This is a genomic window from Paenibacillus faecalis (assembly GCF_900289175.1).
Classification (GTDB): Bacteria; Bacillota; Bacilli; order Paenibacillales; family Paenibacillaceae; genus Paenibacillus_AQ; species Paenibacillus_AQ faecalis.
On the sequence record NZ_LT985747.1, the window covers coordinates 3,967,920 to 3,982,211 of the forward strand.

The 14,292-nt window shown below is 45.3% G+C and carries 12 protein-coding genes and 1 pseudogene; 5 read left to right on the forward strand and 8 right to left on the reverse strand.

Annotated elements, in window-relative coordinates; genetic code table 11:
* Window positions 1–217: pseudogene (locus C8268_RS18620) on the reverse strand (hypothetical protein); the annotation flags it as partial.
* Window positions 218–278: 61 nt separating this feature from the next.
* Window positions 279–3,374, reverse strand: coding sequence for a DEAD/DEAH box helicase (locus C8268_RS18625; protein ID WP_106769050.1), 3,096 nt, complete (start codon window positions 3,372–3,374; stop codon window positions 279–281).
* Between the two features lie 202 nt (window positions 3,375–3,576).
* Here C8268_RS18625 and C8268_RS18630 point away from each other — a divergent pair, with 202 nt between their 5' ends.
* Complete coding sequence (locus C8268_RS18630; RefSeq protein WP_106770023.1) at window positions 3,577–3,762, forward strand: PLDc N-terminal domain-containing protein; 186 nt, start codon at window positions 3,577–3,579, stop codon at window positions 3,760–3,762.
* A 145-nt stretch (window positions 3,763–3,907) separates the two neighbouring features.
* On the opposite strand, the gene C8268_RS23565 is transcribed toward C8268_RS18630, so the two are convergent.
* The 4 genes from C8268_RS23565 to C8268_RS18650 all read right to left on the reverse strand — a co-directional run bounded on the left by C8268_RS23565 (window position 3,908) and on the right by C8268_RS18650 (window position 7,674).
* Window positions 3,908–4,267 carry a DUF4181 domain-containing protein gene (locus tag C8268_RS23565; RefSeq protein WP_106769051.1) on the reverse strand — a complete coding sequence of 120 codons (360 nt, stop codon included), beginning with the start codon at window positions 4,265–4,267 and terminating at the stop codon, window positions 3,908–3,910.
* 263 nt (window positions 4,268–4,530) lie between these two features.
* Entirely contained in the window at window positions 4,531–5,814 is a 1,284-nt protein-coding gene (locus C8268_RS18640; protein WP_106769052.1) for an ABC transporter substrate-binding protein, read from the reverse strand.
* A gap of 142 nt (window positions 5,815–5,956) precedes the next feature.
* Entirely contained in the window at window positions 5,957–6,793 is an 837-nt protein-coding gene (locus C8268_RS18645) for a carbohydrate ABC transporter permease (RefSeq protein WP_106769053.1), read from the reverse strand.
* Window positions 6,793–7,674, reverse strand: a complete 882-nt coding sequence (locus C8268_RS18650; protein ID WP_106769054.1) for a carbohydrate ABC transporter permease — start codon at window positions 7,672–7,674, stop codon at window positions 6,793–6,795. The genes C8268_RS18645 and C8268_RS18650 overlap by 1 nt, the downstream gene beginning before the upstream one ends.
* Window positions 7,675–7,810: 136 nt before the next feature.
* Here C8268_RS18650 and C8268_RS18655 point away from each other — a divergent pair, with 136 nt between their 5' ends.
* From C8268_RS18655 to C8268_RS18665, 3 genes are all read left to right on the forward strand, one after another.
* Window positions 7,811–9,583, forward strand: a complete 1,773-nt coding sequence (locus tag C8268_RS18655; protein ID WP_106769055.1) for a cache domain-containing sensor histidine kinase — start codon at window positions 7,811–7,813, stop codon at window positions 9,581–9,583.
* A 6-nt stretch (window positions 9,584–9,589) separates the two neighbouring features.
* The gene (locus C8268_RS18660; RefSeq protein ID WP_106769056.1) at window positions 9,590–11,224 is read left to right on the forward strand and encodes a response regulator transcription factor; all 1,635 of its coding nucleotides are present in this window, start codon (window positions 9,590–9,592) and stop codon (window positions 11,222–11,224) included.
* A 100-nt stretch (window positions 11,225–11,324) separates the two neighbouring features.
* A complete protein-coding gene (locus tag C8268_RS18665; RefSeq protein ID WP_106769057.1) occupies window positions 11,325–12,074 on the forward strand; it encodes a tryptophan-rich sensory protein in 750 nt (249 codons plus the stop codon).
* A 71-nt stretch (window positions 12,075–12,145) separates the two neighbouring features.
* Here C8268_RS18665 and C8268_RS18670 read toward each other — a convergent pair whose 3' ends face one another.
* Together C8268_RS18670 and C8268_RS18675 are read right to left on the reverse strand one after the other, a co-directional pair.
* Window positions 12,146–12,526 carry a RidA family protein gene (locus C8268_RS18670; protein WP_106769058.1) on the reverse strand — a complete coding sequence of 127 codons (381 nt, stop codon included), beginning with the start codon at window positions 12,524–12,526 and terminating at the stop codon, window positions 12,146–12,148.
* A 227-nt stretch (window positions 12,527–12,753) separates the two neighbouring features.
* Window positions 12,754–12,957 (reverse strand): CsbD family protein, encoded by a 204-nt coding sequence (locus tag C8268_RS18675; RefSeq protein WP_106769059.1) that lies wholly within the window; start codon window positions 12,955–12,957, stop codon window positions 12,754–12,756.
* A 421-nt stretch (window positions 12,958–13,378) separates the two neighbouring features.
* Here C8268_RS18675 and C8268_RS18680 point away from each other — a divergent pair, with 421 nt between their 5' ends.
* Window positions 13,379–14,278 carry an FMN-binding protein gene (locus C8268_RS18680; protein WP_106769060.1) on the forward strand — a complete coding sequence of 300 codons (900 nt, stop codon included), beginning with the start codon at window positions 13,379–13,381 and terminating at the stop codon, window positions 14,276–14,278.
* Window positions 14,279–14,292: the final 14 nt, after the last annotated feature.

The following is a 14,292-nucleotide window of genomic DNA, read 5'->3' on the forward strand; positions in this document are numbered from 1 at the left end:
TCCACTCGTCCAGCCATGGAGCTGGACGGCCCTTAAGCAGGCCATACAGCGCCTGTGGATCGCCGTTTAAACGGCGGAGCAAGCCGTCTTTAGCGGCAGGTTCAAGCACGTGAACCGTAACATCGACCGTTACCGACGGCTCGCCAGCGACCGTTCCGCGCAGCTGTCCCGGCGCGAACTCCAGCATGATTTTGTTCTGCTTTTCCGGTGTTGACATCACACATCGTACCTTCCCTTCCGGCCAATGAATTTTACTTGTCTGCCTATAAAAATTCACGTTACATCCAATCCTGCCCCTGCAGTTCGATCAATTGACGAAGTTCCCGATCCGACATTTCTGTCAGCCAAGTCTCCCCGGACCCAATCACCTGCTCGGACAGAGCCTTTTTCTGCTCAATCAGTTCGTCGATTCGCTCTTCCAGCGTTCCCTGACTGATCAGCTTGTGAACCTGAACGTTCTTCGCCTGGCCGATCCGAAACACCCGGTCTGTCGCCTGATTCTCAACAGCCGGATTCCACCAGCGATCATAATGGAGCACATGGTTCGCACGTGTCAGGTTTAGCCCGACTCCCCCTGCCTTCAAGGAAAGCACAAAAAAACCTGTACCTTTTCCCTCTTGAAAGACACGAACCATATCATCCCTCTCCTGCTTGGTCACGCCGCCATGCAGAAACGGAGGCTTTTTGCCATAGCGCTTGGTCAACAACTTCACCAGCATTTCGCCCATGCTCACATATTGAGTAAAAATAAGCGCTGACTCCTCCATTTCGGCTATGCTGTCCAAAATTTCAAGCAGACGCTGCATTTTACCCGATGCCTCTGCCTTCAATGTACGTCCATCGTCCCCCCGCAGCAGCTGCGGATGGTTGCAAATCTGCTTCAGCTTGGTTAGGGATGAGAGCACCAGACCCTTTCGCTCCATGCCCTTACGATCTCCGATCTGTTCCAGCATTTCATCAACAACAGCCTGATACATCGCACCTTGAATTTCAGTCAACGTACAATATGATTTCATCTCCAGCTTCTCAGGCAGATCCTTGCGAATATCCGGGTCACTCTTAAGCCGGCGAAGCATAAACGGTGATACCAGCCGGTGCAGTTCCTGAAGCCTTTCCCTCTGGTCTTCCCCCAGGACATAACGCTGACGGAAAGCATGAAACGAACCCAAGTACCCCGGATTCAAAAAATGAAAGATCGACCACAGCTCTCCCAGCCGATTCTCGACCGGGGTTCCTGTCATAGCAATCCGGTGCGGTGCAGACAGTTTCATGACGCTTTGGGCCGCCTTGGTTCTATAATTTTTAATATATTGAGCTTCATCCAGCACAACACTGGACCAGCGAATAGACGATAAATCAGTGCCATCGCGTCCAGCCAAATGATATGTCGTTAGCACGATATCATGCTTGAGCGCTTCTTTTTGAAACGCCTCACCCCGCAAACGCTGAACGCCATGATGGATATAAAGCGTCAGCCCTGGCGCAAAACGCTGAAGCTCCCTCTGCCAGTTTCCTAGCAGAGAAGTTGGGCACACGATCAGAACAGGGCCATTTTGCTCTTCTTTTCTCCGATCGAGCAGACAGGTAATGACCTGAACCGTCTTGCCCAGCCCCATATCATCAGCAAGACAGACGCCAAACCCCAAATCGCGCATAACGCTCAGCCATTGGTAACCGCGAACCTGATAAGGTCTCAGCTGACCGTGAAGCGAAGATGGAACCTGACGCTCTTGAATTCTGTACCGCTCTTCTTCATTTAGCAGCGTAGACAACATTCCTGCCGTCTCCACCTCTTCAATGAAGAACCCTTTCCACATCCGATCTTCATCCATCTCAGCCGTCAGATGAATCCATTCGGACAGCTTCATTTCACTCTGCTCGTGACGCATCATGAACCTGAGCACCTGATTGATTTCTTTCAGATTTATCTCAATCCACTCGCCTCGAAACTGTACATACGGCATATTGGTTTCCGCCAGTGCCTTCAGCTCTTCACGGGTCAGATGCTGCCCCCCAACGGCAGCCGAAACTTCAAATGATACAAGATGGTCCATGCCCAGGGAGGGCAGGCGATGTTCTGCCGTGCCGTTTGATGCTGCATCCTGCTTCATTCTTAATGTCAGTCCAACTTTGCGGCGCCCTTCCCGGCTCCACCTGGACGGCATCTGGACGGTCACACCGATCTGTTTAAGCTGAGGAACAGATTGCTTCATAAAGGACGAGAGCTTCTCCAACGGCAGAACAACCCCTTCCGGAGCCGGTCCATTCAAGCCATGCGTTAGTTCCTCGGACTGCTCAGCCGCTTCCCCGATCGCCAGAAGCAGCTGCTTCTGAATGGCTAAGTACATGCGTCCGCGAATCAAAAGATCCTTATCTTTGCTTCTCCAAATGCTGCTGGCGGGCAGCCATAGCCCCTCATCCTCCCGACCTTCCGCCCAAAAGGATACAAACCAATCCGTCTGCCCCTCTTCCAGAGGAGGTTCGAGTCTGAGAACAAGCCGGATATTTCCATTTTCCGGGGGCAACTCTTCCCCTTCTATATAAGGGAGTGCTGTATGACCAGCAAGCTCCACATCACGGGTTAGATCTTGAACTTCCTCGGCCGCTCCCTGAACTGGGATTTCACGACTTACAGTAAGCAGACTGTTCCACCATAGCTCGGTAAGCGGCGAGCGTCCACGCCGATAATTATGCAAATAAGAAGAAAGCTTCCCTTCCATCCCCCGCACAGCTTCCCTCATCTCAGTATCGATCATGGAGCAAAGAAATGAATAAAGTACAACAGCGCCCGCTTCTTCCCGGGTCGCCGGGTCCTTTCCTTCCAATACTTTAGGTACACCTATACATAACGGCGGTATATTAGCCGCCAGCTTCAAAAATCGTTCCGCATCTTCTCCTGTAAGCTGAGGCTTCCATACCGCTTTGACCATATGTGTGGTTATACTCCGCCGTCGCCCGGTCGAAGGAGCCTCCGCAGTTCCTGGCGCGACCCTGCCGCGAAGCAGCAATTCCAGCGCAAACCTGGCAGCAATGGACCAGTACTCCATTTCTTCTCCCAATACAAGCCCCTGTTTTTCATACAGCGTGGCATCCAGAGATAGGAGCATTGAGAACGTATCTCCAGGAGTGAGGGCAAGCCCCTCCATCGTTCTCCCTCCGAGTGTCTTTCGTTCTGTACGCCGTGTACCTGCCGATTGAACCGGATATCTCAATTCTGCCAACCGGAGCGAAGCATTCGAAAATGGATGTGTCCCGTCCTCAAGCTTCAGCTTTCTGATGACCCTGCTCCATGCGTCCACTCTGGGCTCCGACATTTCACCGGAAAAACAAAAAAACGCATCTCCTAACCATACGCCATACAGCGGTTGATTCATCGTTGTCTCCTGTCTTTTTACTGCTTTACAGATATTATTTCTATCTTATACGATCGAGAAGTAATTTCAAACGTTTATCCTGTACAAAAGCAGTATCGCAAATTCATGGATTTTCCATTTATGTGACACCTTTTACTATGTATTACGTAATAATTTATTATAAACTATTTTAGAGAGGCTGATCTCCTTGGCTACTTTCGGTATGTTTGCGATGGCTGCACTCGTTCTCCCCCTCTTGTTCCTTATTCTCCATATAGGCATCTGCGTCTGGGGTTACCGTGATGCCAAACGAAGAGGAAAAAGCTCAGAATATGCTCTGATCGTTCTTGTATTACTCTTATTCTTCCCCATCGTTGGCATCATTGTATATTTCCTGATACGTGATTGATAACAAACGTGGACTCCTTAAAAAAGTACAATGCTTTAAAGAAATTCATGATCCTTTTGGTACTTCTACTTGGCGGATACAGTTCAAAAATTAAAAGCCTTTTCTCAAATCAAAAAGAACCGCACGAAGTTCGGTTCTTTTTGATTTATTGAAAATATACTTTCCAGAGAATAAAGTATAAGACTGTCACAACGAATGATATTGCCACCAACCAAAGTGAAACAACATGTCTGTTTGTATCTCGAATGTATTTCCATTCAAATGCAGCTCGAATACCGAATAAGACCATAAGTAATATACCAATCAAAGGGTGGAATTGAGATAACGAGAAGAGACTAATAATTAACACAGCTACAAACATACATAAAGTCAAAACATATGATCTAAATCCATTTGTCTCTGACATATATCCACCGTAACCATAATCTAATTTTTTGCGTATTTTCATATCCAAAATAATTTGAAACACACCTAATACAATAAAAGTAAAGAGATAATATTTCATTCCCCCACCTTCCTCTATTTAGAGTATGGTTCAACTTTAATTGGATCTACAATCAATTCATTCTTCGATAGTAAAGTTAAATTAATGTTAACATATTTCGATTAATTGTATATTTCCTAAAACGCGAGCGATAACAAGACCTTCCCGTAACGTGGACTTCTTAAATATAAAAAAGAGGTGTCCGTTGCCCCCCAATAGGGAGTCCGACACCTCTTTCCATAGTTGACAGCTTATAAACCGTCTTGTTATTTGATTTTCATGATTTACTTCGCTTTCAGACTTGCCCAGGACTGCTCCAATGCCTCGAATAATTGAGTTTTATCTACATTACCCGCGACATAGCCCTGCATCTGGCTGCCGAATTCATTCATACCGCCGTCAGGGAATTTATTGAATTCCCAAGTGAGCGTTTTGCCTTCCTTGCTGTAGTTCATCACATCTGTTCCCAGATCACCCACCAATTCGGGGCTTCCCTCCATCGATTTGAAAGCCGGAATAAATTTAAAATCTTCCGTCATATATTTTTTACCTGTCTCTGAAGTGGCAAGCCAGTTCAGGAATTGCTTGGCTTCCTCTTTCATCTTGGACTCTTTGTTAATGACCCAGTAGTTAGGTACACCAATAGGAAGCTTATCATTCTGCTCCGGATCATCATTGATCGGCATCGGCAAGAAACCAATATTCAGTTCCGGATTAATTCCATCAATCTGAACTTGCGTCCAGTTCCCGTTCTGGGTCATAGCGGCTTCACCGCTGGCGAACATCGTAATTTCCGTATTGTAGTCGGTTGTCAGCGGATTCTTCTGACCATATTTCAATGTTAGATCAAACAGTTTAATCCACTCGTCAAATACAGGGTTGCCTGCTATTTTTTCTGTGCCCTCATTCATGCCTTTAACAAAGGCATCCGGATCTTCCTGATGGGCAAAACCGATATTAAGCAGATGGTTGGCCAAAATCCATGTTTCCTGATATCCGTTAACAAACGGTGTAATTCCAGCAGCCTGCAATTTCTGAGCCGCAGCTTCCAGCTCGCTTAAAGTTTTAGGAAGCTCCGTTATTCCTGCTTGGGCAAACAGGTCTTTGTTATAAATAAATCCGTAGCCTTCAATTCCCATCGGCTGACCGTAAAGCTTGCCGTCCTTCGTCATAGGCTCCTTCGCAACATCCACAACATCACTTACCCATGGCTGATCTGACAAATCCTCCAACTTCTCAAACCAGGTGTCAAAATCCCGGTAACCAGCAACATTAAAAATGTCCGGATGGTCATTCGATGCAAACCTTGCTTTTAATGCAGCGCCATAGTCTGAGCCACCGCCAACGGTTTGAATATCCAGCTTGATCCCTGGATGCTCTTTCTCATACTCAGCCTTCAAGCGGTTCATGGCTTCAGCGATTTCCACTTTAAATTGAAATATTTTAAGCGTTTTCGTTTCACCCTGTTCTCCCTCTGCTCCCTGAGTATTATCCTTGGAGCCGCAACCAGCCAGAAGAACAGAAAATGCCAATACCATGACGAGTGCCAGTTTGCTATATTTCTTCATCGCTTCGTCCTCCCTTTTATGATGGATACAATGGATAACCCACTATCTCTCTCTTCCTTCTTTTAGTATAATCAGCCTATTTCCCTAGACGTTAGGTACGATATTGATATTTCAGGGGGATGGAATTGACCAGTTCAAAAAGTTACCCCTTAACGGCGCCCGCAGTTATTCCTTCTATGATATATTTCTGCATAGCCAGGAAAAAGATGATGATCGGCGTAATTCCGAGCACGAGAGCTGGCAGAGCCAAATCCCATTGCTTCGTGTACTGCCCGAAGAAAGCATAGGTTGCAATCGGAATCGTCCTTAGTTCTGGAGAAGTCAGAATAAGAGACGGCAGTAAATAATCATTCCAGATCCAGAGCGTGTTTAGAATGATCACCGTCACAAACATCGGTTTGATCAGCGGAAGCACGATCCGGAAGAACACACCATACGGACTTGAACCATCAACTCTCGCCGCTTCTTCAATCTCAAACGGTATTGATTTTACAAAGCCATGGAACAAAAATACACTTAGGGGCACTCCGAATCCAAGGTAGCAAATGATAAGCCCGTACAAGCTGTTCCCCAGCCCAATCGTAGATGTTACTTTTACAAGCGGAATCATAATCGATTGAAACGGAATGACCATCGCCGCCACAAACATTGCAAAAAGCGATCGATTAAACCGGGTATTTCGGCGTACCATCTGATAAGCCGTCATCGCGCTGAGCAGAGCCAACAGTAAGTTGCTGACAACGGTAACGACGAGCGAGTTCCAGAATGCAGACGGAAAGTTAGTAATAGACCACGCTCTGGAGTAGTTACTCCATTCAATCGTCGTCGGCAGCCCCGCAGAATCCGTCAGCAGTTCGCCGAACGTTTTAACCGAGTTTACGAAAAGGAAATAGAACGGAACCAGAAAGAGCAAGCCGATTAAAATCATGATGACTTCTATAACAAAGGTACCCGTGCGGTACTTATTAATATTTTCCATCAGGCTTCGACCTCCTTGCTTTTCGTAAATCGAACCTGCAGACTGGTTATAATGGCAACGGCCAGGAAGAAGATAACGGCTTTAGCCGTACCAAGTCCAAGACGATTGTTCGCAAAGGCTTCGTTGTAAATATTCAAAGCGACTGATTCTGTCGAACCGAATGGACCGCCCTTCGTCAAGGACAGGTTCAGGTCGAACATTTTAAAGGACCATGAAATGGCCAGAAACAAGCAGACTGTAACAGCTGGCATCACTAGCGGAAAAATGATCGTCCGCAGCATCTGTCCACGGCTCGCACCGTCGATTTCAGCAGCTTCCAAAACATCCTTCGGTACATTGTTGAGTGATGAAATATAAATCACCATCAGGTAGCCGGCTGTCTGCCATACGAACACGATGACAATCGCCCAGAAAGCCGTTCCTTTCGTTCCGAGCCACGGGAGTGTGAAAAAGGAAATGTCGGTTAAGTTGCCGATTGCTGCAAACCCTTTCACAAATATAAATTGCCAGATAAAACCGAGCAGCAAACCGCCGATAACGTTCGGCATAAAAAAGATCGTCCGCAGCACGTTACGCGTCTTTAAAGGCTTTGTAAGTAAGTAAGCTAGGAAGAACCCAAGCAGGTTCGTAAATATAACACCCAGCACAGTAAAACGGATGGTAAACCAGAAAGCGTCAAGAAATTTCGGATCATTCGTAAAAATGGTGATGAAATTATCGATTCCGACCCATTCAACCTGATCGGATGCCCCGTTCCAGTTCGTGAAAGAGTAGTATAAACCGAGCAGGAAAGGAATGATGATGATAAGGATGAAAAAAAATGTAGAAGGTCCCACGAAAATGAACTGTTGAATCCAGTCTGATGTTTTTTTCCGTTTCATCCTGATATCCTCCTTTTCTTTTTGTATGTAGTGCCATTATGCGATAGCAAAGAAACAATGAAAACAGAGGATCATGAACCGATAGGAGTAATATATTGACCTGATTTGTCTCGCAGCAAAGTTTGAGGTGACAATTATGAAAGTCCGGAGTATCCGTTCCCGACTTATTCAATTCATGCTCGTCGTAACTACCATTCCGCTGCTTCTGTCCTTAATAATTACATGGGCTCATACCCGGGAATCCGTAAAAGAACAGACCGTGAATGAAAACGTACGATTGATTTATCAGGGAACAACAAATCTGACCAACTATTTAAGCAATATTAACCAGGATTCTCTATCCATCTACCACGATCCTAACTTTCTTCTTAATCTGGCTCTTGATCCAGACAACTATCGGGTAGTGGCAGACATTTATGCAACACTGCAATCCATCTTGAACACAAACCCGGATATTCATCAGATTTACCTGCATAACAATCTGAACGGCCAATCCACTCAAATTACAAGCGGCGTTCCCAGAAGAGAGTTTCGTTCAGAGCCTTTTCGAAGACTGGAGCAGTTCGGTGACGGTGATATTGCCATCGAGCCTGTTCACATGAGCCATAATTATGGTTTCTCATATCGACCGGCTGATCTTGCCAGCCGACCGGTCATTACGTTCTATCGTTCGATTACAGATATTCCATCTACAAAGCAGCTGGCATTGATGGCTATCGATGTGAAGCTCGACGGTATAACAACCATTTGCGAACAGCTCTATAATCCTGATGAAGAACACCTCTATTTGCTGGATGACAAAGGTGTTGTTTTGTACAGCCGAAATTCGGATGAAGTGGGATCAACATTTAAAGATATGGCTCTGCTGAATGAAATTTCGGGCAAGGATCGAGGATATTTTGACGGCAGCAACGCAATGAGCATCTATGAAAAACTGGATTTAACCTTTGCCCCATGGACGCTCGTGAAACAAATTCCGCACCAATCCTTGTACAAAAATTCGATAGAGCTGACAAGCATTAATCTGATCATTGCTGTACTGGCACTTCTGGTCGTTATTTTCGGGACACTGTGGATTTCCATTCGTATTACAAAACCAATTAAACAACTTGCCGCTTATATGAATCAGGTACAGATCGGCAGATTGGACGTTGAAATCAATATAAACAGCCCCGACGAAATCGGTCTGCTAGCTCGTCAATTCCGTCAGATGATGGATACGATCAACAACTTGATTCTTAGGGAATATAAGCTTGAGCTTGCCAATAAAACGAATCAGCTCAAGGTGCTTCAAGCTCAGATCGATCCTCATTTCCTGTACAATTCCTTGCAATCGATCGGTACACTGGCCCTGCAAAATAACGTTCCGCGAATCTACTCCCTGCTCTCTTCACTTGCTAATATTATGAGATATAACATGCGCAACGGTGAGGCACTTGTTAAACTGAAAGATGAGCTGAACTACCTTGAGTTATACCTTGATCTTCAAAAACAAAGATTCGAAGACAAGCTGGAAGTGATATGGGATATTGATCCGGACACACTCAGCGTGCCTGTTCCCAAGATGATCCTGCAACCAATCGTTGAAAACTATTTCAAGCATGGCATGGATAACCGGGCGAACACCGGACGAATGTCCATATCCTCCAGATTGACAGAAGAGCATCGTATAAACATTCGAATCGAAAATACGGGAACTTCAATAGATAAGGGCGAACTATTAAACCTTCAGAACATGCTCCAGCATGCCGCCGAAAATGAAGCGTTAAATAACGGCTATTCTATCGGACTCAGCAACGTACTGATGAGACTAAACCTGTATTCCGACAATTCCGCACGTCTTCACATCGAGAATGTGGAGCCGCACGGCGTTGCAGTCACTTTGGAAATGAACGCATGGGGAGTGTAATGAGAAATGAAAGCAATCATTGTAGACGATGAAAAGCATGTTAGAGAAGCCATTGAACTGTTGGCAGATTGGGAGAAGCACGGTATCACAGAAATCCTTCAAGCCGAGGATGGCGAGGAGGCTGTCGCGTTAATCCGCGAGCATCAACCGCAGATCGTGTTGACAGATATGCGTATGCCGCGCAAGAACGGCACGGAGCTGCTAACCTGGCTGTATAAGGATATGCCTGACATTAAAGTACTCGTTATCAGCGGATACGATAACTTCGAATATGTTCGCCATACGCTCCGTTATGGCGGTATCGATTATATTCTCAAACCCGTTGATCCCGCGGCTTTAAATGAAGCGCTGGACCAAGCGGCGAAAGCCTGGCATCAGGATGAAGAAAAACGACGCCTAAAAGCGATTCGGGGAATTGAAGTCAACCAAATGAAATCGATTTATATGGACCGGCTTTGGACGGATCTAATGATCGGCAGTGGAAACAAAGACCAACTGATCGAACAGATTAAAAACTGGGGATCGCTTCCCGATCATGTTGATTCATGCTTCATCGCAGCAACTAGTGATATGCATTTTGACAAGGGACTTTTAGCCAAATATCGCAACAGGCGCGATCTCCTTGCCTTTACATTGATCAATATTTGCAACGAGGTGCTGAACCTGAAAGGCCTAGCTTTCCGGCATATGGACATGCCGGGCGTGATCATCATTCTGTACTGGGAAGAAGTCGTCCCCTTCTCCTCCATCCTTCATCAGATTAACGATGGTATACATGCTGCAATTCACCGCCGTGCCCATTTCGGTGTGAGCAATCGATCCAGGTTTCCTGAAGAACTGTCAAGAGGATTTCAAGATGCTGAACAAGCACTATGGAATCGTCATCTGTTAGGAGATCACGGCTACATTCATTCCAGCCTTTGGGTTGACAGCAGCGGTTCCAGGCCATTTATGCTTGTCTCCTACGAAGAAAAATTTCGGCTGGCTGCACTGAGCGCAAACATAAAACAGATGGAATATATAATCGATCAATGGCTGAAAGAAGTGCGAGAGCGAGGGGTGATAACCCCGGAGCATCTGCGCCGCTGGAATCTGGAATGGGATTGGCTTCAGCGGCATTGGACCGAGCCGGAGGCGATCGAAGGCGGAGCCTTACCCGAAGAGGATGCGGAGATTTTGCAGGGCCTGCCTTCTCCGCTTCCACTGGACGATGAGGGACAGATCTCTTGGGACACGTGGAAGATCGAGATGATCGGTCGATTACAGTCCGCTTCAAGAGTCATGTCGCAGCTCCATTCCAGAGAGAACCATATTATTCATGATATAGCCCGGTACTTGGAGCATTCGTATCATGAGGAAATATCATTGCAGGACATTGCATCCCGCTTCTTTTTAAGCCGGGAATATATATCCCGTAAATTCAAACAGGAATTCGGTGTGACATTATCTGATTTTCTAGGGCGACTCCGGATTGACAAAGCAAAGATACTGCTGTTAAATCCCCAGCTTCGAATTGCCCAAATCGCTGAAATGGTCGGGTATCAGGATGAAAAATACTTCAGTAAAGTATTCAAAAAGCTTGAAGGGCTGACGCCCAATGATTACAGAAAAGAAAAGGGATGCAGGCTTGATTTCAACTAAATTGGGGTATATTCATATAATGATGAGTGTTCTATTCTCATATGTTACGGATTTATCAATCACCTCATTCAATTCGAATCTGTATTAGGAGGAGTCATCCATGTATCGAACCAATTCTTTTCGTTGGTGGAATATAGTCGCTTTCGCTGCTGTTATCGCTGTCAATATTTTGTCGAGTACGCTGCCGCTCGGTGGCCGAACAATAAAGCAAATTTCAGACCAATACTATATTTACATAACGCCTGCCAGTTATGCTTTTATGATCTGGTCCTTGATCTATGTACTTCTGGCCGGTTTTCTCATCTATCAATGGCGCAGAGATACCGGAATTCGGGATTCGGTTCGATCCATTGGCATATGGTTCATCCTCAGTTGTATTTTTAATATCTCTTGGCTCATTCTTTGGCATTACCTATACATTGAATGGTCAGTTGGCATGATGCTTCTTTTGGTGTTATCCGTTGGAGTTATATACTATAAAACGCGCAGCATCCATTATCCAACTACCGGAGAAAAGCTGTTCGTAAAGCTGCCGTTTAGTATTTACCTGGGCTGGGTATGCTCCGCTTTTCTGGTCAACATTGGAATCGTCATTCACAAAAACGGATGGTCCATCTTCGGGTTAACCGAGATTGGTTGGAGCACAGCTCTTTTGTGCACCGGAGCTGTCCTTGCTATTCTGATCAGCTATCCTTACCGCGATTATATGCTTCCGTTAGTGTTCGTCTGGGCTTATATAGCGATTTCTACCGAACATAAAGATGTGGATCAAATACTGCTCTCATCCTTTGTTCTCGCTGCCATTTTGTTCATATATGCGATCTGGCTCTTCTTTATCCGCCGTAAATGAGAAAAGCTATCCTGTTGTTTCAGCCCCTTATCGGCCTGCAACAGGACAGCTTTTTTTCTTGCAACCACTTCTTATTCCTTAATCGCAATAACCTCGATTTCTACAAGTCCATCCTTCGGTAGCCGGGCGACTTCAACCGCACTGCGCGCCGGGTACGGTTCCGAAAAGAAGCTTCCATACACTTCATTCATCACAGCAAAATCATTCATATCCTTCAGAAAAACCGTCGTCTTCACAACCTTATCAAGCGTTGTGCCTGCTGCTTCCAGAATCGCCTTTACATTGCTCAGGGAGTAATGTGTCTGTTCAGCAACATCTTGTCCAAATTGCCCGGTCTCCGGATTGATCCCAAGCTGGCCGGAAGTATATACGAATCCTCCGACTTCTACCCCCTGACTGTAGGGGCCGATGGCTCCCGGAGCTTTTGTAGTAGATATCATATGTTTGGTCATAGGTACTCTCCTCTCTTTAGACAATTTTATGTCTTATGTAGTCATTGAAACGGGCTCTTCTCCCAGAACATGAATTACTTACTTCGTTAGAATATATATGATTTCCTCTTGTATTTGTCAAAGAAATATCAACCATATTTAAAAGACGGATACCGCTCACATAAGCGATACCCGTCATATTTAAATGATGCTCTTTTATCATTCCACAACTTTTAGACAACTGCGCTCTAATCTTTAAACCGTGCGCTCCATTCCCTGTATTCGCGCTCCGCTGCATCCTTTGTATGTCCGTAACGCTCCTGTAGCTTGCCCACGAGCTTATCCTTTTCGCCGTTAATGACGTCCAAATCATCGTCCGTTAATTTACCCCATTGAACTTTGGCCTCACCCTTAAGCTGATTCCACTTCCCTTTAAATACGTTGTTATCCATTCTTCAATCACTCCTCACATAATTAGTAAAAATCAAACGATTAACTTAGAACGGCTCTGTACTTTACGATTACCCATGGAAGCAAAATCTGAACCCTTTTACCTTTACAAAAATTACATATTTCTACATAAACCAACACGCAATAATAAAATTTTATATAAAAAATCAAGTTTTAAATAATTAGTGATTATTTTCACATAAAACTGATTCTACATATGCTAAGATTCCATCGAATGGTAGTCATTGTGACTTACCTTTCCCAAGCTTTTAGCAAGGTAAAAAGCCGCATAATTAGGCCATTTGTATGAAATGTAGCAAGAATCATCGCTACATTCCGACAATATCTTCTGTTGTTAAAATGTTTCAACATTTTAATACCATATTTTTTATCAAATTTTGAACAAAAGTGGAGGTCATTGGCATGAAAAAGAAATTGTCCATCATTTTGTCCAGTACTCTGATTCTTGGAGGACTACTTGCAGGCTGCGGAGGAGAAAAAGCAGAAGAACCTGCGAAAACAGAAACACCAGCAGCTGAGACGTCTGCTGAAACACCTGCTACAGAAGTAAAAGCTGGGGAATACACTGACGGAGTTTACTTCGCTCAAGGCGAAATGAATGCTGACTCCGGCTGGCAGTACAATGTAACTCTTAAGGTTGAAGGCGGAAAGATCACGGACGCAAACTGGAACGGTTCTAACATTAAAGCCGGCCCTGACAAGAAAACTCTCTCCGAGTCCGGTGAGTACGGCATGGTAGAAAAAGGCGGCGCTCAAGCCGAGTGGCATGAACAAGCTGAGAAAGTTGAAGAGTTCCTCGTTGAGAAACAAGATCTTGCAGCGATCACTTATGACGATAATGGTGTTACTGATGCCGTGAGCGGTGTATCGATCCATGTAAACGACTTTGTAGATATCGCTCAAAAAGCACTGCAAGCGGGTCCTGTTGAAGCGGGTCCATATAAAGACGGCGGATACCATGCTGAAGGTGAAATGGATGCTAAGAGCGGATGGAAGTCCACTGTTGATCTGACCGTTGCTAACGGTAACGTTGTCGCAGTTTACTTCAGCGGCGTAAACGAGAATGGTGAAGACAAGCAAGATTTCGCCAAAGAAGGTAAGTACGGCATGAAAGAAAAAGGCGGCGCTCAAGCTGAATGGCACGAGCAAATGATCAAAGCTCAAGAATTCTACTTGGAAAACCAAGGTGCTGGCAGCTTGACCTTTAACGAAGAAGGTAAAACAGATGCACTTACCGGTGTGTCCGTCAGCGTACAAGAATATTTCCAACTTGCTGAAAAAGCACTTGAGGGAGCCAAGTAAGCAGATACAGATGA

Coding starts and splice junctions, on each gene's coding strand:
- C8268_RS18665 (WP_106769057.1), top strand. CDS start 11,325: ATGTATCGAACCAATTCTTTTCGTTGGTGGAATATAGTCGCTTTCGCT.
- C8268_RS18680 (WP_106769060.1), top strand. CDS start 13,379: ATGAAAAAGAAATTGTCCATCATTTTGTCCAGTACTCTGATTCTTGGA.
- C8268_RS23565 (WP_106769051.1), bottom strand. CDS start 4,267: ATGAAATATTATCTCTTTACTTTTATTGTATTAGGTGTGTTTCAAATT.
- C8268_RS18670 (WP_106769058.1), bottom strand. CDS start 12,526: ATGACCAAACATATGATATCTACTACAAAAGCTCCGGGAGCCATCGGC.
- C8268_RS18675 (WP_106769059.1), bottom strand. CDS start 12,957: ATGGATAACAACGTATTTAAAGGGAAGTGGAATCAGCTTAAGGGTGAG.
- C8268_RS18640 (WP_106769052.1), bottom strand. CDS start 5,814: ATGAAGAAATATAGCAAACTGGCACTCGTCATGGTATTGGCATTTTCT.
- C8268_RS18645 (WP_106769053.1), bottom strand. CDS start 6,793: ATGGAAAATATTAATAAGTACCGCACGGGTACCTTTGTTATAGAAGTC.
- C8268_RS18625 (WP_106769050.1), bottom strand. CDS start 3,374: ATGAATCAACCGCTGTATGGCGTATGGTTAGGAGATGCGTTTTTTTGT.
- C8268_RS18650 (WP_106769054.1), bottom strand. CDS start 7,674: ATGAAACGGAAAAAAACATCAGACTGGATTCAACAGTTCATTTTCGTG.
- C8268_RS18655 (WP_106769055.1), top strand. CDS start 7,811: ATGAAAGTCCGGAGTATCCGTTCCCGACTTATTCAATTCATGCTCGTC.
- C8268_RS18630 (WP_106770023.1), top strand. CDS start 3,577: ATGTTTGCGATGGCTGCACTCGTTCTCCCCCTCTTGTTCCTTATTCTC.
- C8268_RS18660 (WP_106769056.1), top strand. CDS start 9,590: ATGAAAGCAATCATTGTAGACGATGAAAAGCATGTTAGAGAAGCCATT.